Genomic DNA, 21,883 nt, shown 5'->3' with positions numbered 1-21,883 from the left:
GGTAAAGGGGCAAGAACTTGGCTGACGACAAGAATGTGACCGGACAGGCAGCGGGCAACAGCTCGCCGCGTGTGCTGTTCTACAGCCATGACACCTTCGGCCTTGGCCATCTCCGTCGCTCGCGTACCCTTGCCAGTGCCATCACCGCCGCAGACCAGAGCATTTCCGCGATCATCCTCACCGGGTCTCCGGTCGCAGGGCGCTTTGCCTTCCCGGATCGTGTCGACCACATCCGCCTGCCCGGTGTTACCAAGAACCCCGATGGCTCCTATGCCTCCGAAACGCTTGGCCTTGATATCGACGAAACCACGGAATTGCGGGCGGGTCTCATCAAGTCGGCCGCCATGCACTTCAATCCGGACATCCTGATCGTCGACAAGGAACCCACGGGGTTTCGCGGCGAATTGATCCCGGCGCTCGACTGGCTCAAGAACAAGCGCAAGGCGCATATCGTTCTGGGCCTGCGGGACGTGCTGGATGAACCTGAAGTTCTGGCCGCCGAATGGGAACGCAAGGGCGCCATCGAAGCGGCCGAGAAATACTATGACGAGGCATGGGTCTATGGCCTGCGCTCGATCTATGATCCCACGGCAGGTCTCGACCTCTCCGCCGCCTTCCGGTCGCGGATGAAATATACCGGCTATCTCCGCCGCGAAGTCCTCGAAGAGGGCGAGATCCCGGATGAGAACTATATTCTCATCACTCCGGGCGGTGGCGGCGACGGCGCCAGCATGGTGGACCTCGTTCTGTCTGCCTACGAACGCGATCCCAACCTCGGCCCCAATGCCAAGCTGGTCTACGGCCCCTTCCTCTCTGGCGAGCAGCGTGCCGAGTTTGAAACCCGCGTTGCCGCTCTTGATGGCCGCGTGCAGACCACCGGTTTCGACAGCCGTATGGAAAACCTGATCACCGGTGCCCAGGGCATCGTATCGATGGGCGGCTACAACACCTTTTGCGAGATGCTGTCATTCGACAAGCCCGCGGTCATCGTGCCCCGCACCAAGCCGCGTCTCGAACAATACATCCGTGCACACCGCGCCGAGGAACTCGGTCTTGTGCGCGTTCTCGACGAATTCCGCGAAGGGCTGACCGTCGAGGCCATGATCGAAGCCATCCGCGCACTGCCGCACCAGAAGAAACCCTCGACGGCCTTTGTGCCGGGGCTTCTGGATGGGTTGGATTTCGTTTCACATCGTTCTCTTGAAATGCTGGGTCTGAAGGACGCACAAGGGGTGGCATGAACACAAAACACGCCCGTCTGGCGGTTGTGGTAAAGGGCTGGCCGCGCCTGTCCGAAACCTTCATCGCACAGGAGCTCGTGGCCCTCGAAGAAATGGGCCATGATCTGGAAATCTGGTCGCTTCGCTTTCCAACCGACAAAAAGCGCCATCCGCTGCATGACCGGCTCAAGGCCAAGGTCAACTACCTGCCCGAGTATCTCTATCAGGAACCCCTGCGCGTTTTGCGCGGCATCGGTCGCAACATCCTGCGCGGCGGCTTCTGGAAGGCGACGGCTGTCTGGCTGTGGGATCTGATGCGCGACCGCACTACCAACCGTGGCCGCCGCTTTGGTCAGGCCTGCGTTCTGGGCGCTGAATTGCCGCCGGAAACCGCTGCCCTTTATGCGCATTTCATGCACACACCGGCCTCTGTCACCCGCTATGCCGCCATCATGCGGGGCATGGACTGGGGGGTATCGGCCCACGCCAAGGACATCTGGACCTCGCCGGAATGGGAAAAGCGCGAGAAACTCCAGGCCAGCACTTACGGGGCCGAGTTTCTTGCCACCTGCACCGGCTTTGGCGCCGAGCACCTCAAGGGACTGGCTGACCGTCGTGATCGGGTCGAACTGATCTACCACGGGCTTGATCTCGCCCGCTTTCCCGCCCCCCCGGAACGCACCATCACCGACGGCCCCCTGCGCCTCCTGTCGGTCGGTCGTCTGGTCGAGAAGAAAGGCTTCGACAACCTGATCGCCGCCCTCGGCCAACTGCCCGAAACGCTCGACTGGCACTGGCAACATATCGGCGGAGGCAACGGCGATACCCTCAAGGCATACGCCCGCGACCTCGGGATCGACCACCGCATCACCTGGAGCGGGGCCTGCGACCAGCCGGAAGTGATCGAGGCCATGCGCGCCTCCGATATCTTCGTTCTACCCAGCCGTATCGCCAAGGATGGTGACCGCGATGGCCTGCCCAACGTCCTGATGGAAGCCGCCTCGCAAAAGCTTTGCATCCTGTCGACCCCGGTCTCTGCCATCCCCGAGTTCATCGACACGGGCGTTCACGGCATCCTTTCGGATGACGCACCCGAGGCACTGGCCGCGGCCATGACCGATCTTGGCAACAATCCGCAGAAGCGCCTTTCCCTGGCCGAAGCCGCTTACGAGCGTCTCACCAATCACTTCCTCATGGGCCCGCATATCAAGGCGCTCGACGCCCGTCTCAAGGCCCTGATCGGAGAGTAAGATGGCCCGGATCGCCTTCTACGCGCCGCTCAAGTCCCCGAACCATCCGAACCCGTCGGGAGATCGCGAAATGGCTCGGGGGATCATGGACGCGCTGGCCGATCCGACCCGCGATTGCACCGTGGACCTTGTCTCCGAACTGCGCAGCTATGACGGCAAGGGCGACAGCGCGGTACAGGCTGGGCTTTTCAAGGACGCAGAGGCCGAGGCAGAGCGATTGATCGCCAAAGGCGGATGGTCGGCCTGGGTCACCTATCACAACTACTACAAGGCGCCCGACCTGATCGGCCCAAAGGTCGCAGCGGCCCTGAACATCCCCTACATCCAGATCGAAGCAACACGCGCCTACAAACGCCTTGATGGCCCGTGGGATCAATTTGCCCGCGCGGCCCACGCCGCCTCCGATCAGGCACAGGCGATTTTCCATGTCACCGAACGCGATGGTGTCTCGCTTCGGGAGCACGCCCCCGAAGACCAGCGCATCGCGCACCTGCACCCTTTCCTGCGCCGCGATGATCTTCCGGTGCACCAGATGCCCTCGGACCGGACCATCCTGTGCCTCGGCATGATGCGTCCGGGCGACAAGCTGGCGTCCTACACCGTGGCCGCCGAAGTTCTGAAACACCTCAAGACCCCCGACTGGCGGTGCGAAATCGTCGGCGATGGGACTGCCCGCGCCGAAGTCGAAGCCCTGTTCGCCCCATTCGGCGATCGCGTCACCTTTCTGGGCAAACTGGAAGGGCCTGCAAAAGACGCCGCCTTTGATCGCGCTTCGGTTCTCCTTTGGCCGGGTGTGAACGAGGCTTTCGGCATGGTCTACCTCGAGGCGCAGGCGGCGGGCGTTCCCGTCGTGGCCGAGAACCGTCCCGGCGTGCGCGACGTCCTGCCAAACGCGGCGATGGTGCCCGAAGGCGATATCACCGCGATGGCCACCGCGATTGATCGCCTCTGGGGCGCGCGGCATTACTGGGCCTCCCGCGCCACGCAGGCCCGCGCCTTCGTTCAGCAAAATCATCTCTTGCCAGCCGCCCGCAAAACCCTGTGGGATGTGCTTGAGACACTGATGGGAGAGAACGCATGATCCGATTGGCCATGCTGCGTCACGGGCACACGCACTGGAACCGTGCAGGCCGCATTCAGGGGCGCACCGATATTACGCTGGATGACGAGGCCCGCGCCGACCTTGCCGCCTTTCGCTTGCCATCCGACTGGGCCGATGCCGCCCTGGTCTCAAGCCCCCTTCACCGCGCCCGCGAAACGGCGGAAATCATTGCTGGCCGCGCGCCCGAAACCGTCGACTCCCTGATCGAAATGAACTGGGGCGATTGGGAAGGCCTCAAGGGCATCGACCTCAAGGCCGATCCAAGCTCCGGCTTTCGGGACATCGAATACTGGGGCTGGGACTATCAGCCCCCCGGCGGCGAAACCCCGGCCGAGGTCTGGAACCGTCTCGCCGACTGGGTGTTTTCGCTCAAGGCCGATACGCTTGCCGTCTGCCACATCGGCATCATGCGCATGATCCTCGCCAAGGCCCACGGCTGGGATTTCCTTGGCACGCCGCCCTTTGCCGTCAAGCGAAACCGCCTGTTCGTGGTAGAGATCGACGGCACAGACCTGCGCGTCGCCTCACCCGAAATCGTGCGTCTGGACAGGGTCGCATGAAGGTTCTGATCTCCGTCACCCATCTTCTCGGCGCTGGCCACCTGTCCCGCGCCCTGACACTGGGCCGGGCCTATCTGGCCGCAGGCCACACCGTCACGATCCTGTCGGGCGGCCGCCCCGCGCCGCACATGGATTTTGCCGGAATCGATCTCATACAATTGCCGTCGGTCGCCTCTGACGGCACCAATTTCAGCCGCCTACTGGACGATGCTGGCCTTGAGGTCACAGAGCAAACCTTCGAAGCGCGCAAGCAGCTGGCCATCGCAACCCTGCACCGCCTGCAACCCGATGTGCTCCTGACCGAACTCTTTCCCTTCGGTCGCCGTTCCTTGTCGGACGAGTTTCTGGCCCTTCTCAAAGCGGCCCATGCCATGCCCAACCGCCCGAGGGTGCTATGCTCCATTCGCGATATCCTCGCCCCGCCCTCGAAACCTAAAAAGGCGGAAAAAGCCTGTCAGATTCTCACAACCTACTACGACGGCGTCTTGGTCCACTCCGACCCCGAGATCACCCAACTCTCGGCAAGCTGGCCGGTCACCGATGCGATTGCGCCCCTGTTGCACTACACCGGTTACGTGGCACCGCCCGCCGCAACACCCCATCCTGACAAGGCTGGGCAGGGCGAGGTGCTGGTCAGTGCCGGTGGTGGATCAGTCGGGCAGGCCATGTTCGAATGCGCGATCGAGGCCGCCCGCCAAAGCGATCTGCACTGGCACATCCTTGTTGGCGGCGCAGACCGCGACGCGCGGATTGCCGCGCTGAAACACAAGGCCGGCGATCTCGACATCACCATTGAGGCCGTGCGCCCCGACTTCCGGCAGATGCTCTACTGCTCTGCCGCCTCGCTAAGCATGTGTGGCTACAACACCGCGCTTGATCTCCTGCAAACCGGCATCCCTTCTGTTCTCGTCCCCTTCGATGATGGCGGAGAAGTAGAACAGACCCTGCGCTCTACCTCGCTTGCCAAACAGCCCGCAATCGAGGTTCTGCCTACCGCCGACATGACACCGGCGCGTATGGCCGATCTGGTCGCCAGGGTGATCGCTCAAGGCCCCCGCACGGGGAATGGTGCCGCGATGGATGGCGCTGCCGAGGCGGTACGCATCACCGAAAAACTGGTCAGTGTGGTATGAGGATTGACTGGGCCCCCCTCCGGCAAGAATTGGCGATTTGGCGGGAACAGGGTCTGATTCTGCCCTTCTGGTGGCGCGACGACGACGCGATCCACCCCACCGCGCACCTGGACCGGATGCACGAGATGTCAAAGGCGCTTGGCGTGCCTGTCCACCTTGCCGTGATCCCGAAAACGGCCACGCCGGAACTGGCGGCTTTTGTTGACGGCCGCCAAAACCTGATCCCCGTGATCCACGGCTGGGCGCATGAAAACCACGCCCCGCCCGAAGCCAAGAAGGCCGAGTTCGGCGCCACCCGCAGACCTGAAGACGCCCGCGCCGATCTGCAAAACGCGCTCACCCGCCTGCAAGGCCTCTTTGGTGCGCGTCTCGCCCCGATGTTCGTGCCGCCCTGGAACCGCATCGCGCCCGACCTGATGCCGGATCTTGCCGCCATCGGCTATACCGCGATCTCGACCTATACACCCCGCAAAGCCGTTGAACCCGCGCCCGGCGTGGTCCAGATCAACACCCATATCGATCCGATTTTCTGGCGCGGCACGCGGGGCCTCGTCGCGCCTGAAACCCTGATCGCCCAGACCGTGCAGCTGCTGCAGGATCGGCGGAACGGCAACACCGATGCCGCCGAGCCGCTGGGCTATCTCACCCACCACCTCGTGCATGATGCCGATATCTGGGAATTCACCCGCCAGTTCCTGAGCGAAATGCAATCCGGCCCGATCACGCTCTACCGGCACGATCAGGCCTGAAGCCTGCTTACTCCGCCGCCGGCAGCTTGAACTCGGCCGCCTCGGCCTTGGTCAGCATCGCCCCCTGCTTGCGTTCCAGAAGAACTTCGCGGGCCTTGGCGTATATGTCGTCCTGCCAGAAGATCAGACAGCCGTTGCACCCCTTGCCGCAACACCCTTCGGTGCCCTTACGGTTGGTCTTGAAACGCTTGGTGTTGGCATCCGCTTCGATCGCCTCCACCAGCTTGTCGCGGCGGCGCTTGTAGGCGGTCTCGCCCGTGCTGTCCTTCACTTCCATCGCCAGCGCCGTCTTGTCGAGTTGCAGACGCGCCCATTGCTCTTCGGTCAGCGCACGCTCTTTGCGCAGCACCGTGTAGGGCGGAAAGTTCGTGCGCAGGTCATCAAGGTCTTCATGCTCGAACAGGGCGAAGGGCAGACGGATGATCGTCTTGGTCGATCCGTGGATCACCTCTTTCTTCTCACCGGTCGCCGCCACCTCGTACTCATAGCCACGCAGCAGGATGGTATTGCGCGCCACCGGCGACACGATCTCGATCACATCCCCCGGCTCGAGTTTGTTCTTCACCTCGACATGAAAGGCGTCTTCGGTCACCTCGGTCACAACCCCGGCATATTCCCACTGGGCAATTGCCTGCGTCTGCTCATAGCCATGCGCGAGGTTGGTCAAACGCCCCTTGTGGAAGGCCAGCGTATAACCGCGGTTGCCCACGGTCCCCAGCTCTTCCATGTAATCCGCCGCGTTCCAGTTCTCCGGGTCGGCATAGTAGTCATCAATCGCCATCCGGTAGGCCCGCGCCACGACGGCGGCATAGTATTCCGACTTCCCGCGCCCCTCGACCTTGAGACTGTCGACACCAATGCGCAGATAGTCATCCAGCTTTGGCATCAGGCACAGGTCTTTCGAGTTCAGGATATAACTCCCGCGCTCGTCTTCCTGGATCGGCAGGAACTCACCGGGTCGCACGCCTTCTTCCAGCAGGAATTCGAACATGTGCAGATTGTCTTCGTCGACAATCAACTCCTGAACCGTGCCATCCTTGAGACGCATGTGGAACTTGTAGTTCCAACGGCACGAATTGGCACAGTTGCCCTGGTTCGCCCCGCGCTCGGCCATAAAGTTCGACAACAGGCAGCGGCCCGAATAGGTCATGCACATCGCGCCATGCACAAAGGCTTCCAGCTTGATGTCCGGGCATTTCTCGCGAATTTCCTCCAGCTCGGGGAAAGACACCTCACGCGCCAGAACCACAAGGTCCGCACCCTGCGACTGCCAGAACTGGGTCGTCAGCCAAGAAGCGATATTGGCCTGCGTCGAGACATGCAGCGGGATTTCCGGTGCCCGTTCGCGTACGTATTGAAACACCCCCGGGTCGGAAATGATAAGCCCGTCCGGCTTCACCTTCCGCACCGTCTCGATGTACTCGTCCAGCTTGGGGATGTCCTTGTTGTGCGAGAACAGGTTCAGCGTCAGATAGGCGCGGCGACCATGTTCATGGCAGAACTCGACCCCCTCGATCACATCCTCGAGCGAAAACTCGGATTTCGTGCGAAGCGACATGTCGGGCGTGCCAAGATAGACGGCATCCGCGCCATAAAGCACGGCCATCTTGAGCTTGCGAAGGTTGCCCGCTGGCATCAGCAGTTCGGAACGATGTTGGGTCATGAGTCGCGCATCCGTTTTGGAAGGCTTTCCCTTACCGCAGATTTGTCCCCAAGGCAAAACACCTCCTTGAGGAACGCAAAAGGCCGGCACCCTTGCCGGTACCGGCCTTGTTTCTTTGGCTTGAGGCGCGCGTCGTTACTGCGGCGACACCGCGAAGGCCGGCATCTTGCTGCCCTTTTCCTGATGCTCAAGGAACATCGTCGCCGTGTCCATCGCCTCGCGAATGGTCACATCCATGTCGAGATACCGATAGGTGCCAAGGCGCCCCACAAAGGTCACGCCCTCGCTTTCTTCCGCCAGCGCCACATAGTCCGCCAGCATCGCCTTCTCGTCGACCATGCGGATCGGATAATAGGGGATGTCGTCCGGCGTGCAGGAACGCGAGAATTCGCGGTAGCACACGGTGCCCTCATGCTCTTCCCACGGCGAGAAATGCTTGTGCTCGGTGATGCGGGTAAAGGGCACGTCACGGTCGCCATAATTCATCACGGCACAGCCTTGGTAGTCGCCCCGTTCGGTGAACTTTTCAAAGTCCAGCGTGCGATAGCCAAGACGGCCCAGCTTGTAATCGAAGAAGCCATCCAGCGGACCCGACCAGAACACGTGATCAAAACCTTCCCCCATCTCCGGCGTGTACCAGGTGTTCAGCTTCACGGTGATCTTGTCGTGCTTCAGGATCGCTTCGATCATCGGGGTATAGCCGTTTTCCGGCATGCCCTGGAACTTGTGGAAGAAATAGTTGTCATCATAGTTGAAGCGCACCGGCAGGCGCTTCAGGATCGAAGCCGGCAGCTCGGTTGGCGAACAGCCCCACTGCTTCTCGGTATAGCCCTTGAAAAAGGCTTCGTAGAGATCGGGGCCAACAAACTTCAGCGCCTGCTCTTCAAAGGTTTCCGGCTCTTCGATCGAGCTGTCACCGATGCTGGCGATAAACTCGCGCGCTTCGTCGGGGCGCATGGTCTTGCCGTAATACTGGTTGATGGTGTGCAGGTTGATCGGCAGTGAAAACACCTGCCCCTGGCTCGTTGTCTTCACGCGGTTCTTGTAGGGCATGAAGGTGGTGAACTCGTTGACATAGGTCCACACTTCTTCGTCGTCGGTGTGGAAGATATGCGGGCCGTAGACATGCACCATCACATCGGTTTCGGCATCGCGTTCGGTATGGCAGTTGCCGCCGATATGGTCGCGCCCGTCAACAATCGTGATGTCATGTCCTGCCTCGGCAAGACGTCGCCCGATCACCGCACCGGAAAGTCCGGCTCCTACCAGAAGAATGTTCAACGTGTCTCTCCTTGCGAAAAATTTTGGTCAAAAGGCCAGTATCAAGCTCTTCTAACGTTCCTTTAGGGCGCAAAACAAACGAATGTAACACCTACGCGACTTTTCCGGTCCATTGGACGCATGTTGCTCTGCAAATCTGCCTCCCTTTTGCCCGCCGGCAGACCTGAATGCAATCGTCCGCACTTGGCGATCAGCAGGTGAATGCCAGATACTTCTTGCTTGGACCTAAACGGCGCTTCTGGCTGGCCCTAACCCGTTTGGGAATTTGCCGTACGCTTCCGGATGCATCTCGGGAGGGGAAGAATTCATGAAACCATTGGAGACGCTGCTGAAAAACGCTGCCCGCTCGCAAAAGGTCATTGCCATGAGCGAAGGCACGGATCCGCGTATCGTCGAGGCCGCCATCGAGGCGCGCGACAAGGGGATCGCCCGCACGATTCTGGTTGGCGATGAACTGACTGTTCAGTTGCAATTCTCGCTGCTCAAGCAAGAGCCGGGCGAGGGTATCGAGATTCACGACCCCACCAAATCCCCCCACCGTGATGAACTTGCGCTCCTCTACTACAGCCTGCGCAAGCACAAGGGTGTCACCCTCGAACAGGCGTTGCGTGCCGCGTCGAAACCGCATGTCTATGCGGCGCTTCTGGTCAAAGCTGGGCTAGCAGACGGGACCGTTGGCGGGGCGGTTGCCACCACCGCCGAAATCGTCCGCACCGCGATTCAGGTCATCGGCCCCAAAAAAGGCGCCAAGCTGGTGTCCAGTTTCTTCCTGATGCTGTTCTGCGAGGCGCATCACGCCAAGAAAGGCGCCCACATCTTTGCCGACAGCGGCCTCGTGGTCGACCCCAACGCCGAGGAACTGGCCGAGATCGCCATGGCCTCCGCGGAATCTTTCGCCACCCTTACCAGCGAAACACCTCGCGTCGCCATGCTGTCCTTCTCGACGCGCGGCAGTGCCGAACATGTGGCCGTGTCCAAGGTCGTCACCGCCACCCAGATCGCACAGGAAACCCAGCCCAATCTCCTGATCGACGGCGAACTCCAGTTCGACGCGGCCTTTGTGCCCGACGTCGCCGCCTCCAAGGCCAGCGACTCGCCGCTTGGAGGGGATGCCAACATCTTCGTCTTCCCCAATCTCGAAAGCGGCAACATCGCCTACAAGATCGCGCAACGCCTTGGCGGCGCGGTTGCGATTGGCCCGATCCTTCAGGGACTCGACAAACCGGCGAACGATCTTTCGCGTGGTTGCAGCGCCGAAGACGCGCTTCACATGATCGCCGTCACCGCCGCGCAGGCCGAATTTGCCACGGCCTGACCGGCCCCGGGATCAACTGCCGCGATAGGTGGAATAGCCGAACGGAGACAGCAGCAGCGGCACGTGGTAATGCGCCGCTTCCGACATGCCGAACCGGATCGGGATCACGTTCAGGAAACGCGGGGATTCCGGCGGCGTGCCGGTCGCGTCCAGATAGGCGCCCGCGTGAAACACCAACTCGTATTCCCCGATCTCAAAGGCGTCTGCTGGCAGGATCTGTTCATCCGTGCGCCCGTCGTCATTGGTTGTCAGCGTCTTCAACAGGGTGCGGCTCTCGCCTTCAATCCGGAACAGTGCAATCTCAAGCCCCGCCGCCGGGCATCCGCGCGCGGTATCAAGAACATGCGTGGTCAAATATCCGGTCATCGGCTGGGCCTCCTGTGTGCTGGGATCGTTCTGCCCTAATATCAGAAATGAGGCAAAGCCGGTCCACCAGAATGGTGTTTCTAACATTTTTTGAAAAACCACGGCGGCTTTGTGATTTAGTAAGTGTCGAACGCACAAGGGATTTCACGTGACACGCTATCCACGAGACATGACAGGCCACGGCGCAAACCCGCCGGCGGCCAACTGGCCGAACGGTGCCAAGATCGCCGTTCAGATCGTTCTCAACTACGAAGAGGGCGGCGAGAACAACATCCTCCACGGCGACGCCGCCTCCGAGGCGTTCCTCTCCGAAATCACCGGCGCTCAGCCTTGGTCCGGTCAGCGCCACTGGAACATGGAATCGATCTACGAATACGGCAGCCGCGCCGGTTTCTGGCGCCTGCATCGCCTGATGTCCGATCTGCCTGTCACGGTCTACGGTGTCGCCACTGCCTTGGCACGCGCGCCGGAACAGGTGGCGGCAATGACCGCCGCAGGCTGGGAAATCGCCAGCCACGGTCTGAAGTGGATCGAACACAAGGACATGAGCGCCGAGGAAGAGGCCGCACAAATCCGCGAAGCGATCCGTCTGCACACCGAAGTCACCGGCAGCGCCCCGCGCGGCTGGTACACCGGCCGCTGTTCCATGAACACCGTCGACCTTGTCGCCCGCGAAGGCAGCTTTGCCTATATCGCCGACAGCTATGCCGATGATCTGCCCTATTGGGTCAGGGCAGGGGGCAAGGATCAGCTGATCGTGCCCTACACGATGGATTGCAACGACATGCGCTTTGCCATTCAGGCGGGCTATACCAACGGCGACCAGTTCGAAAGCTACCTCAAGGACAGCTTCGATATGCTCTATGCCGAGGGGCAGGAGGGCGCGCCCAAGATGCTCTCTATCGGTCTGCATTGCCGCCTGATGGGCCGCCCGGGCCGTGCCGCCGCCCTCAAGCGCGTGCTCGACTACTTCCGCCAGCACGACGGCGTCTGGTTCGCCACCCGCGAACAGATCGCCGATCACTGGGCGCGGCAACACCCACCCAAACAGGGCTTGCGTCCGTCCGAGATGGACAAGGAAACCTTCGTGTCGGAATTCGGCGGCATTTTCGAACACAGCCCGTGGATCGCCGAAGGCGCCTTTGATCTCGAACTTGGCCCAACCCATGACACGGCAACCGGCATTCACAGCGCCCTGTCGCGCATTTTCCGCTCCGCCTCGCAGGAACAGCGCCACGCGGTTCTGGTCGCGCACCCGGACCTTGCCGGCAAACTGGCGGCTGCCAAGCGCCTGACCGCCGAATCCACCGCCGAACAGGCCTCGGCCGGTCTCGACGCGCTGACCGATCAGGAGCGCGCGGAGTTTACCGCGCTCAACACCGCTTACACCGAAAAATTCGGCTTCCCCTTCATCATCGCCGTGCGCGACAACACCAAGGCCACGATCCTAGAGGCCTTCAAGCGCAGGGTCGGCAATGATCGCGACACCGAATTCACCGAGGCCTGCAAACAGGTCGAGCGGATCGCCGAATTGCGCCTGATCGAGAAGCTGGGCGCATGAGCGATACCATCCACCTGCAACCGCTGACCGCCGCGGCCTTTGCCCCTTTCGGCGATGTGATCGAAGTCTCGGGCAAGGCCGACAAGATCATCAATCAGGGTCGGTGTGGCCGCTACCACGATCGCGCGCGCCTTGATTTCACCGACGGTCAGGCCGGGATCAGCGTGTTTCAATCCAAATGCGTGACCTTGCCCTTCGCCCTCGACATGATGGAACGGCATCCCGACGGCAGTCAGGCCTTTCTGCCCCTGTCAGACAAACCCTTCATCGTCGTCGTCGCACCGGATGAGGATGGCAAACCCGGCCGCCCCCTGGCGTTCAAAACCGCTCCGGGGCAGGGGGTGAACTATCATCGGGGTGTCTGGCACGGCGTTCTGACGCCGCTCCATGATCCCGGCCTCTTTGCCGTGGTGGATCGAATCGGCGAAGGCCCCAACCTCGAGGAACACTGGTTCGCAACGCCGCTGACGATCGACACCTAGAAACGCGCTACTGCGCCGCGAAATGGCGCACCGGGATGTCGGCGTCACACTGGGTAGCGATCGACAGCGCCGCCATCACCTCGGCCACCGTCATTGCCGCAATCACGGCTGGCCGCTTGTCCTTATCGGCACCCGCACCAATCGGGCAAACAAGCCGCGCAACGTCGACCCCGTCACAATGCCGCTGCACCCAACTGCGGAAATTCGCCCGTTTCGTGGCGGACCCGATCAGCCCGACATAGGTCGCATCCTCCCGCCCAAGTGCGGTCGAGGCCAAGAGGAAATCCAGTCCGTGATCGTGTGTCGTGACGATAAAGGCGCTGCCATCCGGTGCGCTTGTAATCTCGGCCTCGGGCAGCGCAGTAAGACACTGTTCCACCTGCGCCGCGCATTGCGCCAGCTCTTCCTCGCGCTGATCCACCAACACGCAACGCACCGGCATATGCTGAAACAGGTCACACAGCGCACGCCCCACATGGCCGGCCCCCAGCACATAAACCGACGGCTGGCGCGCATCTTCCCGCGCCGCCACGGAAACCGCCGCCTCCTTGTCTTGCGCGCTCATGCAGGACAGCGAAACCTCGACGCGCCCGCCGCAACACTGGCCGATCTCCGGCCCCAACGGCAGATCAAGCACATCCGCCGCGTCGCCCCGTTCCAATAGGGCGCGGGCCGCATCAATCACCCGAAACTCCAGCTGACCGCCACCAATCGTGCCGAAAACACCCCCTGACGCTACGAACATCTCGGTGCCTTCCGCACGCGGTGCCGACCCCAAGACGCGGCTGATCCGCACCTTGACCACGGCCTCATGTGCCTCTAGGAAAGCCCGCAATGTCGCGCTCTGGCTCATCCCCGCGCTCCCTCGGTCCGCAGCCGTTCCACCGCCAGCAAGACCCGCTCCGGCGTGGCGGGCGTATCAAGACGCGGGCAGACCTTGTAATCCGCAACCGACGCCACCGCCATCGACAGCGCCTCGAGAACCGCAATCCCAAGGATGAACGGAGGCTCTCCGACCGCCTTTGACCGTTTGATCGTCATCTCCCGGTTTTCCGACCAATCCGCGAGTTCCACGTTGAAAACACGGGGCCGGTCACTCGCCAGCGGAATCTTGTAGGTCGAAGGCGCATGCGTGCGCAGCCGCCCTGCATCGTCCCACCAAAGCTCTTCCGTGGTCAGCCATCCCATGCCCTGGATAAACGCGCCCTCAACCTGCCCCTTGTCCAGCGCCGGATTAAGCGACCTGCCCACATCATGCAGGATATCCGTGCGCTCGACGCGATATTCACCCGTCAGCGTATCAATCACCACCTCGGAACAGGCCGCGCCATAGGCGTAATAGTAAAACGGCCGCCCCTTGCCCGCCGCGCGATCCCAGTGGATTTTCGGCGTCTTGTAGAACCCCGCCGCCGACAGATGCACCCGCGCCATATAGGCCTCTTTCACAAGCGCATCAAAAGCCACGACCTCATCGCCGATCTGCACGTGGTTCGGCACAAAACGTACCGCGTCTTCGCCCACACCACGGCTCTCTGCCGCAAACTGCACCAGCCGCGCCTTGATCTGCTCGGCAGCATCCAGCGCCGCCATCCCGTTCAGGTCCGATCCTGACGAGGCCGCCGTCGCCGAGGTATTCGGCACTTTCTCTGTTGTGGTCTTGGTGATCTTGATCCGGTCAAAATCCACCTGAAAGGCCTCTGCCACCACCTGCGCCACCTTGGTGTTCAGCCCCTGGCCCATCTCGGTGCCACCATGGTTCAGATGGATCGACCCGTCGTTATAGACATGGATCAGCGCCCCGGCCTGATTGTACCAGGTCGCGGTAAAGGAAATCCCGAACTTGACCGGCGTCAGCGCAATACCGCGCCGCAAGACACCTCCCTTGGCGTTCTCCTCGACAATCGCCTTGCGACGCGCCTGGTAATCTGCGCTGTCCTCAAGTTCATCAACGATCCGGCCAATTACGTTGTCTTCGACCGTCTGATGATAGGGCGTCAGGCTGCGGTCATCCGAACCATCGCCATAGAAATTGGCTCGTCTGATCTCCAGAGGATCCTTGCCAAGCGCAAAGGCGATCTCTTCGATCATGCGTTCCGCAGCCACAACGCCCTGCGGCCCGCCAAAGCCACGAAAGGCCGTGTTAGAGACTGTATTTGTCTTTTGCGGCCGCGATGTCAGGCGCACATTGGGATAGAAATAGGCGTTGTCGGCGTGAAACAGTGCCCGATCCGTGACCGGCCCCGACAGGTCCGAGGAATATCCGCACCGCGCCGCGAACTCGCCTTCCACCGCCGCGATCCGCCCCGTGTCATCAAACCCCACATCATAGTCGACAACAAAGTCATGGCGCTTGCCTGTGGCGGTCATGTCCTGATCACGATCCGGACGAATCTTCACTGGCCGCCCCAGCTTCTTGGCGGCCATGGCAGCGACCGCACAGAACAGGTTCATCTGGCTTTCCTTGCCGCCAAACCCGCCGCCCATACGCCGGACGTTCACCACCACTGCGTTGGAGGGCACCCCAAGGACATGCGCCACCATATGCTGCGCCTCGCTAGGGTGTTGCGTCGAACAATGCACGACAACGTCGTCGTCCTCGCCCGGTACGGCAAAGGCGATCTGGCCTTCAAGATACATGTGATCCTGACCACCAATCACCATCCGCCCCGTTACCCGATGCGCGGCCTTCCCGAACCCGCTGGCCACGTCCCCGCGCTCAAGCTTGAGAGGATCTGTCACCAGTGGCATTCCCGCGTCCCGCGCCGAAACAGGGTCTGTCGCGTGGGGCAGAACCTCGCAGTCGATCTTGGCCAGCTCCGCTGCTCGCCGCGCGGCGTCCCGTGTCTCGGCCACAACCGCGAACAGGGGCTGGCCGTGGTATTCGATCGCGTCCGTCGGGAACACCGGCTCGTCGTGGCGTCCGGTCGGGCTCACGTCGTTCACCCCCGGAATGTCAGCCGCCGTCAGAACATCGACAACACCCGGCGCGGCCCGCACCGCGGACAGGTCAATCGACCGAAGCCGTGCATGGGCCACATCGGACACCCCAAGATAGGCGTGCAGCGTCCCAGCCGGTTCGGCGATGTCGTCGGTATATTCGGCCCGCCCCATCACCTGTTTTGCCGCGCTGTCATGCGGGATCGAATGTCGCGTCGCGCCGCGGATATCCTGTCTGTCTTTCATGACCTCACCCCTCATACCGCTGCAAGACGCGCCGGACCCTCGTGGGCCGCGTCATGTTCAAGGTGAAAGCGGCGCAACAGGTTGCCCGCAACCAAAAGCCGGTATTCCGCCGACGCCCGCCAGTCGCTCAACGGCGCGAAATCTTCGGCCAGCGCCCGTGCCGCTGCGTCAAACGCCGCCGCGCTCCAGGCCGCACCCACCAGCGCATCCTCGGCTTTAGCGGCCCGTTTCGGGGTCGCTGCCATACCGCCATAGGCGATCCGGGCCCCGGTGATCTGGGCTGCGTCTACCGTGACGCTGATCCCGACGGCCACTGCCGAAATATCCTCGTCCCGCCGCTTTGAAATCTTGTAGGCCGCGTCGATCTGGTTGGCCTTTGGCCGTGGAATATGGATTGCCGACACGAACTCTCCCGCCTTGCGATCCTGTTTGCCATAGTCGATGAAATAGGCCTCCAGCGGCACCTCGCGGGCGCCTTCCATGCTTTGCAACGTAATCCGCGCGCCCAGCGAAATCAGAACCGGCGGCGTGTCCCCAATGGGAGAGCCATTGGCGATATTGCCCCCGATCGTGCCCATGTTGCGCACCTGCCATCCGGCAATGCGATCCCAATATTCCGACAGATGCGGCAGCGCCTCTCTGATCACATTTTCGGCCTCGGAATAGGTGACACCGGCCCCGATGCTAAGCATATCCGCGCTAAGATCGATGGTTTTCAACTCTTCCAGATGGTTGATGAACACGACCGGCGAAATCGGTTTCAGGAACTTGGTCACCCAAAGCCCCACATCTGTCGCCCCGGCCACAATCGTCGCCTCGGGGTATTCGCCCAGAACGGCGGCAAGGTCGGCGGCATCCACCGGTAGGATCGCCATGTCATCCTGCGGGCCAGCCACGATCCGCCCCGTCGCCTGCATCCCGTTCAGAGTTGCCGCAATCGTCTCTCGCTCAACCGACAAGGCATCCCGCGCCGGGCTGCCATACGCCCCAACCGCCAGCGCCGCCTTGATGATCGGCTCATAGCCGGTGCAGCGACACAGGTTCCCCTGCAAGGCCGTCTCGACCTGCCCGACGCTCGGGTCCGAATTTTCCATCCAAAGCGCATAAAGCGACATGACGATACCGGGCGTACAAAATCCACACTGGCTGCCGTGGAAATCAACCATCGCCTGCTGCACCGGGTGCAATGCGCCACCTTCTCCCCGCAGATGTTCGATCGTCACGATATGACACCCGTTCAACGAGGCCAGGAACCGGATACAGGCGTTGACCGTCTCATACCGCAAGACCCCGTTGGCCAGCCGCCCGACCAGCACCGTACAGGCCCCGCAATCACCCTCGGCACAGCCTTCCTTGGTCCCTGTCAGCCTGCGTTCCAGACGCAGGTAATCCAACAGCGTCAGCGTCGCCTTCGCACCCTCAACGGTGATCTCGGTATCATTGAGAAGAAAGCGAATGTGGTTTTGTTGCGCCATCTGGCCTCCCATTGCGGATTATCGCTCTGCACAGCCCTTGAAGTCTAAGGTCAGCCCGCGCGCGATTAAATGGCGAGCTTTGATAAGTACCTTCAACAATTCCATGATAATGCCAGAACGGCTTTTGGGAAAACGAACAATCCTGAAACCGGCAGCGCCGTCGCGAATCTCGCGCTCCAAGGCTCCCTGCGCCACTTCTTAGGGCATCGAGACGCCAGAAAATCCGTTCAGGGCAGAAAAACAAAAAGGCGCCCTAAGGCGCCTTGTTTATTTGGTCGGAGCGAGAGGATTCGAACCTCCGGCCCCTGCCTCCCGAAGACAGTGCTCTACCAGGCTGAGCTACGCTCCGACCGTGGCGGGTGGATTATACGGCGCTGTCTGCTTTTGCAAGCGTCTTTTCCCCTGAAACGGGGGATTTGTTGGATTCTTTGCATGGCGCGGCTTTGCCTTCAAAGGTGAAGAAAAGAACCGCCCATGACATTTGATTGCGACAACGCAATCAGCGGCTTCCCTCGACCCCGTGAGAGGTCGAGGGAGACACGTCTTAGAGGCTCGCGTCGAGCGCAGCGATCACGGCCGAACCCATTTCCGAGGTCGAAACCGGGGTGCCGCCATCGGCCTGCATCAGGTCGCCGGTGCGCACGCCGTCGGCCAGTACCTTCTCAACCGCGGCTTCGAGGCGATCGGCTTCCGCGCCCTGGTCGAACGAGTAGCGCAGCGCCATTGCAAAGCTGAGGATACAGGCACAGGGGTTGGCCTTGCCTTCGCCCGCGATGTCAGGTGCCGAACCGTGTACCGGCTCGTAAAGCGCTTTCGGACGGCCATTCTCCATCGGCGCACCAAGGCTTGCCGAAGGAAGCATACCAAGCGAGCCGGTCAGCATCGCGGCACAATCCGACAGGAGATCGCCAAACAGGTTGTCGGTCAGGATCACGTCGAACTGTTTCGGGGCGCGCACCAGCTGCATCGCGCCGTTGTCGGCATACATGTGCGACAGTTCCACGTCGGCATAGTCCGCCTGGTGAACCTCGGTGACAACGTCGCGCCACAGGATGCCCGATTCCATCACGTTGGCCTTCTCCATCGAGCAAACCTTGTTGCCGCGGCGCTTGGCCAGTTCGAATGCCGAACGTGCAACACGCTCGATTTCCGACTCGGTGTAACGCTGGGTGTTGATGCCCACGCGCTCGTTGTTCTCGGTAAAGATGCCGCGCGGTTCGCCAAAGTAGGACCCCGAGGTCAGTTCGCGCACGATCATGATGTCGAGGCCGGCCACGATGTCTTTTTTCAGCGACGAGAAGTCTGCCAGCGCGTCAAAGCACTGCGCCGGGCGCAGGTTGGCAAACAGGTCCATTTCCTTGCGCAGGCGCAGCAGGCCACGCTCGGGCTTCACGCTGAAGTCCAGAACGTCGTACTTCGGGCCGCCCACGGCCCCCAGAAGAACCGCGTCCACTTCCTGCGCCTTGGCCATCGTGTCGTCATGCAGCGGAACACCGTGCGCGTCATAGGCCGCACCGCCCACGAGATCTTCGCTCACGTCGAATTTCAGGCCGCGTTTGTCACCGTACCAGTCGATGATGCGTTGCACCTCGGCCATGACTTCGGGGCCGATGCCGTCGCCGGCGAGGATGAGAAGCGAAGGGTTGCTCATGGGTGTGTCGTCCTTGATGAAATTGCTTGGCCTTGCCCTAGCCGGATGGGGCGCAAAGATCAAGAAACGAAGGGCAAAAGCCCCTCTGACAGAAGGTCCCAGACCCGCGAAATGCGCGGCGTGTGCCGCATGGCTTCCGGTGCCGTGAGCCAAACCGGCAGGGTGGGCAGCGGATAGTCCGGCAGAATGCGCACCATACCCGGTGTCGTATCCCCCACGTGGGTCTGGCAAAATCCGATCCCGCATCCCGCCCGGATCAGCTCCCAGACCGCGCTCTGGTTGTCCGAGCGCACCTTGAACCAGTCCCGTGTCGCCGGCCATCCCTGTTCGCGCATGGCGTGGATGATCACCTCGTTGCGGTCATAGCCCACAAGGTCATGCAGGGTCAGATCGTCAGGCACCTCTGGCAGGCCCATGCGCGCGACATAGTCTTCGGTGGCATAGAACCCCAGCGGAATATCCCCAAGGTGGCGGGTGATCGTATCAAGCTGGGTCGGGCGATACATGCGCACCGCGATGTCGGATTCGCGAAACAAGAGGTTCTCGGTCTCGTCCGTTGCCACAAGATCTATGCGGATATGCGGTTCCTTGCGGCGAATGTCGCCGATGATCCACGGCAGTACGTGATGTGACATGAACACGCTGGCCGTGATCCGCACATCACCCTCCAGCGCCTCGCGCGCACCTGCCGCCCTTATGCCGATCCGGCGCACCGCCTCCTGCATGTCGCGGGCCGATGCCGCCATGTCCTGCCCAAGCGGCGTAAGGTGCAGCCCCCGGGCGTGGCGGTGAAACAGTTCCACTTCCAGTTCCGCCTCAAGGCTGCGGATGTGCCGCCCCACCGTCGGCTGGCTCGTGCGCAGGGCCTTGGCCGCGGCAGAAAGCGATCCGGTTTCGGCCACGGCAAGAAAAGACTGCACAAGCGACCAGTCGAGAGAGGCAAGTTTATCCATTCAAAAATGAATACCATACGTAAGAAATTTGCCAATTTATATTTGATTGTGAACACCTCATTCTCTCCATGATCCCAAGACATCTGGAGGACAGCATGACAAAATCCGTACTCATCCTCGGCGGCTCTGGTCGCTTTGGCAGGAACGCCACCCGCGCTTTTTCAGCGTCGGGATGGGATGTTCACCAGTTCGACCGTGACCAAGACACCCTCGTCACCGCAGCGCAGGGCAAGGACGTGATCGTAGCCGGCTGGAACCCGGCCTATCCCGATTGGGCAAGACAGGTGCCAAAGCTCCACGCCGGGATTATCCGCGCCGCCAAGACATCGGGCGCAACCGTGATCGTGCCGGGCAACGTCTATGTCTTCGGGCCGGACGCGGGCATGCCGTGGGACGAACGCACCGCCCATCGCGCCACCAACCCGCTGGGCCGTCTCCGCATCGAGATGGAACGCGCCTATCGGGAAAGCGGCGTGCGGGTGATCCTGCTGCGGGCAGGGGATTTCCTCGATACCGAAGCCTCGGGCAACTGGTTCGATCAGATCATCACCACGCCGCTTGCCAAGGGCAGGCTGACCTATCCCGGTCGCCTTGATGCGCCCCATGCCTGGGCCTATCTGCCCGATCTGGCCCGTGCCGCTGTCGCCCTCGCCGAAAAACGCCACGACCTTGCGCAATACGAAGAGGTTCCCTTTCCCGGCTACACCCTGAGCGGCGCCGAGATGGCACAGGCGATCTCCAGGGCCACCGGCCAGATCGTTCGCGCCAAGACCATGAACTGGCTGCCCCTGAGGCTTGCCGCTCCGTTCTGGGCGATGGGGCGCTGCCTGCTCGAGATGCGCTATCTCTGGAACCTGCCGCACGCGCTGGACGGTACGCGGTTCAACACTCTGTTGCCCGACTTTCAGCCAACCCCGCGCGATGAAGCCCTGCGCATGGCAACGGCCCACACCCGCACCACGCCCACTCACATCTCGAAATCAACCCAGACCAGCCGGTGACGGCTCGCTGCTGCGACATCCACTCCACTCCCGCTGTGTGGCCAGTAAACCCCGCTGGCCACCACGGTGACCCCGGCCGAGGGCAGCAGATAGCTCACGCGCAGATCGCCCGGTGTCGGCTCGGGCCAATCAACCGTCACCAGCCGTCCGTCCGCGCCGCGCGGTCCCGGGTTTTGCAATCGCGCGTCCTGTAACAGCCCGCGCATCACCTCGCGCCTGCCTTCCCCACGCTCGGGATCAACATTGCCAACCCCCGCAATCACAAAGGGCGGCTCAGGCGCCGCGCCGACCTCTCCATCCAACACACGCTGCCACAGCCGCACCTCATCGGCATTGCGCAACCCGTTGCGATCCTCCGGGCCGTCAAACACCGGCGGTGTTGCGTGAAACACCAGCAACGACAACACGCCCTCCGGCGTCTCAACCGGCACCACCCAATGGCCCACGGAACTCAGCCGTTGAACCTCCCAAGCGGTTTGGGAAGGAAAGGGCGCACCTTCCACCAAGGGCATCTCCGCCCCCGGGAAATCACGCCATAACATCGCGCTGAAGTCCTGCACCCCGTCCCGCACAACCGGCCAGCGCGACAAGACCGCCATCCCGCGCTGTCCCGCGAAATACCCGAACCCCTGTGCATCCGCCGGCCCACCCGTGCGCCCGTCACCATTCAAATCCATCCCCGTCGCCATGCCCGTATTGGGGCGCAGCGCGAACATATGGTCATACGCCACGCCCTCGGCCGCCATCACGTCTCGCAGGGCCCCCAGCCCGCGCAACCCATGGTCATAATCCACCCCCTGCAACACCAGCACATCCGGCCCGACCTCGGCCACCACCTGCGCCACCGCCCGTGCCTGCGCATCCCCCTTCAGGATGTCCCGCAGCATCAGCCCCGGCCCCTTGCGCCCCATTTCCACATGAAAGGTCGCCAAGCGCAG

19 protein-coding genes and 1 tRNA gene are annotated in these 21,883 nt (G+C 61.9%); 10 read left to right on the top strand and 10 right to left on the bottom strand.

The window, feature by feature from the left end; all coding sequences use genetic code 11:
- Positions 1-17: 17 nt before the first annotated feature.
- The 6 genes from NNA36_RS10580 to NNA36_RS10555 are packed head-to-tail and all read left to right on the top strand — an operon-like array spanning position 18 to position 6,014.
- A complete protein-coding gene (locus NNA36_RS10580; RefSeq protein ID WP_255106990.1) occupies positions 18-1,241 on the top strand; it encodes a glycosyltransferase family protein in 1,224 nt (407 codons plus the stop codon).
- Positions 1,238-2,470: a glycosyltransferase gene (locus NNA36_RS10575; protein WP_255106989.1), complete on the top strand. Its 1,233-nt coding sequence runs from the start codon at positions 1,238-1,240 to the stop codon at positions 2,468-2,470. The genes NNA36_RS10580 and NNA36_RS10575 overlap by 4 nt, the downstream gene beginning before the upstream one ends.
- A gap of 1 nt (position 2,471) precedes the next feature.
- Entirely contained in the window at positions 2,472-3,551 is a 1,080-nt protein-coding gene (locus NNA36_RS10570; protein WP_255106988.1) for a glycosyltransferase family 4 protein, read from the top strand.
- Positions 3,548-4,132 (top strand): histidine phosphatase family protein, encoded by a 585-nt coding sequence (locus NNA36_RS10565; RefSeq protein WP_255106987.1) that lies wholly within the window; start codon positions 3,548-3,550, stop codon positions 4,130-4,132. The genes NNA36_RS10570 and NNA36_RS10565 overlap by 4 nt, the downstream gene beginning before the upstream one ends.
- Complete coding sequence (locus NNA36_RS10560; RefSeq protein ID WP_255106986.1) at positions 4,129-5,265, top strand: glycosyltransferase family protein; 1,137 nt, start codon at positions 4,129-4,131, stop codon at positions 5,263-5,265. The genes NNA36_RS10565 and NNA36_RS10560 overlap by 4 nt, the downstream gene beginning before the upstream one ends.
- The gene (locus tag NNA36_RS10555; RefSeq protein WP_255106985.1) at positions 5,262-6,014 is read left to right on the top strand and encodes a polysaccharide deacetylase family protein; all 753 of its coding nucleotides are present in this window, start codon (positions 5,262-5,264) and stop codon (positions 6,012-6,014) included. Before NNA36_RS10560 ends, NNA36_RS10555 begins: the two co-directional genes overlap by 4 nt.
- Positions 6,015-6,021: 7 nt before the next feature.
- Here the strand turns inward: NNA36_RS10555 and NNA36_RS10550 are convergent, their stop codons facing one another.
- Both NNA36_RS10550 and NNA36_RS10545 read right to left on the bottom strand, forming a co-directional pair.
- Positions 6,022-7,677, bottom strand: a complete 1,656-nt coding sequence (locus NNA36_RS10550; protein WP_255106984.1) for a U32 family peptidase C-terminal domain-containing protein — start codon at positions 7,675-7,677, stop codon at positions 6,022-6,024.
- 135 nt (positions 7,678-7,812) lie between these two features.
- Positions 7,813-8,958, bottom strand: a complete 1,146-nt coding sequence (locus NNA36_RS10545) for a UDP-galactopyranose mutase (protein ID WP_255106983.1) — start codon at positions 8,956-8,958, stop codon at positions 7,813-7,815.
- A 307-nt stretch (positions 8,959-9,265) separates the two neighbouring features.
- Here NNA36_RS10545 and pta point away from each other — a divergent pair, with 307 nt between their 5' ends.
- The gene (gene pta / locus NNA36_RS10540; protein WP_255106982.1) at positions 9,266-10,273 is read left to right on the top strand and encodes a phosphate acetyltransferase; all 1,008 of its coding nucleotides are present in this window, start codon (positions 9,266-9,268) and stop codon (positions 10,271-10,273) included.
- A 12-nt stretch (positions 10,274-10,285) separates the two neighbouring features.
- Here the strand turns inward: pta and uraH are convergent, their stop codons facing one another.
- Positions 10,286-10,639, bottom strand: coding sequence for a hydroxyisourate hydrolase (gene uraH, locus NNA36_RS10535; RefSeq protein WP_255106981.1), 354 nt, complete (start codon positions 10,637-10,639; stop codon positions 10,286-10,288).
- 148 nt (positions 10,640-10,787) lie between these two features.
- On the opposite strand from uraH, the gene puuE reads away from it, so the two are divergent.
- Together puuE and NNA36_RS10525 are read left to right on the top strand one after the other, a co-directional pair.
- Positions 10,788-12,200 carry an allantoinase PuuE gene (gene puuE, locus NNA36_RS10530; RefSeq protein ID WP_255106980.1) on the top strand — a complete coding sequence of 471 codons (1,413 nt, stop codon included), beginning with the start codon at positions 10,788-10,790 and terminating at the stop codon, positions 12,198-12,200.
- Positions 12,197-12,682 carry an ureidoglycolate lyase gene (locus NNA36_RS10525; RefSeq protein WP_255106979.1) on the top strand — a complete coding sequence of 162 codons (486 nt, stop codon included), beginning with the start codon at positions 12,197-12,199 and terminating at the stop codon, positions 12,680-12,682. Before puuE ends, NNA36_RS10525 begins: the two co-directional genes overlap by 4 nt.
- 7 nt (positions 12,683-12,689) lie before the next feature.
- Here the strand turns inward: NNA36_RS10525 and xdhC are convergent, their stop codons facing one another.
- The 6 genes from xdhC to NNA36_RS10495 form a co-directional block, all read right to left on the bottom strand.
- Complete coding sequence (gene xdhC, locus NNA36_RS10520; RefSeq protein ID WP_255106978.1) at positions 12,690-13,535, bottom strand: xanthine dehydrogenase accessory protein XdhC; 846 nt, start codon at positions 13,533-13,535, stop codon at positions 12,690-12,692.
- On the bottom strand, positions 13,532-15,865 hold the full coding sequence (gene xdhB, locus NNA36_RS10515; RefSeq protein ID WP_255106977.1) for a xanthine dehydrogenase molybdopterin binding subunit: 2,334 nt from the start codon (positions 15,863-15,865) through the stop codon (positions 13,532-13,534). The genes xdhC and xdhB overlap by 4 nt, the downstream gene beginning before the upstream one ends.
- A gap of 11 nt (positions 15,866-15,876) precedes the next feature.
- Positions 15,877-17,340 (bottom strand): xanthine dehydrogenase small subunit, encoded by a 1,464-nt coding sequence (gene xdhA / locus NNA36_RS10510; protein ID WP_255106976.1) that lies wholly within the window; start codon positions 17,338-17,340, stop codon positions 15,877-15,879.
- A 272-nt stretch (positions 17,341-17,612) separates the two neighbouring features.
- A tRNA-Pro gene (locus NNA36_RS10505) sits at positions 17,613-17,689 on the bottom strand.
- A 195-nt stretch (positions 17,690-17,884) separates the two neighbouring features.
- Complete coding sequence (gene leuB, locus NNA36_RS10500) at positions 17,885-18,991, bottom strand: 3-isopropylmalate dehydrogenase (protein WP_255106975.1); 1,107 nt, start codon at positions 18,989-18,991, stop codon at positions 17,885-17,887.
- Positions 18,992-19,050: 59 nt separating this feature from the next.
- Positions 19,051-19,944, bottom strand: coding sequence for a LysR family transcriptional regulator (locus NNA36_RS10495; protein ID WP_255106974.1), 894 nt, complete (start codon positions 19,942-19,944; stop codon positions 19,051-19,053).
- 95 nt (positions 19,945-20,039) lie between these two features.
- Here NNA36_RS10495 and NNA36_RS10490 point away from each other — a divergent pair, with 95 nt between their 5' ends.
- Positions 20,040-20,945, top strand: a complete 906-nt coding sequence (locus NNA36_RS10490) for an epimerase (protein WP_255106973.1) — start codon at positions 20,040-20,042, stop codon at positions 20,943-20,945.
- Here NNA36_RS10490 and NNA36_RS10485 read toward each other — a convergent pair.
- The gene (locus tag NNA36_RS10485; protein ID WP_255106972.1) at positions 20,912-21,877 is read right to left on the bottom strand and encodes an endonuclease/exonuclease/phosphatase family protein; all 966 of its coding nucleotides are present in this window, start codon (positions 21,875-21,877) and stop codon (positions 20,912-20,914) included. The two genes, NNA36_RS10490 and NNA36_RS10485, sit on opposite strands and share 34 nt — an antisense overlap.
- Positions 21,878-21,883 lie beyond the last annotated feature (6 nt).

Source organism: Shimia sp. CNT1-13L.2, assembly GCF_024331145.1.
In the GTDB taxonomy this organism is placed as follows: domain Bacteria; phylum Pseudomonadota; class Alphaproteobacteria; order Rhodobacterales; family Rhodobacteraceae; genus Shimia.
Note: the sequence above shows the minus strand (reverse complement) of the source record. Positions and strands in the feature narration are given on the sequence as shown.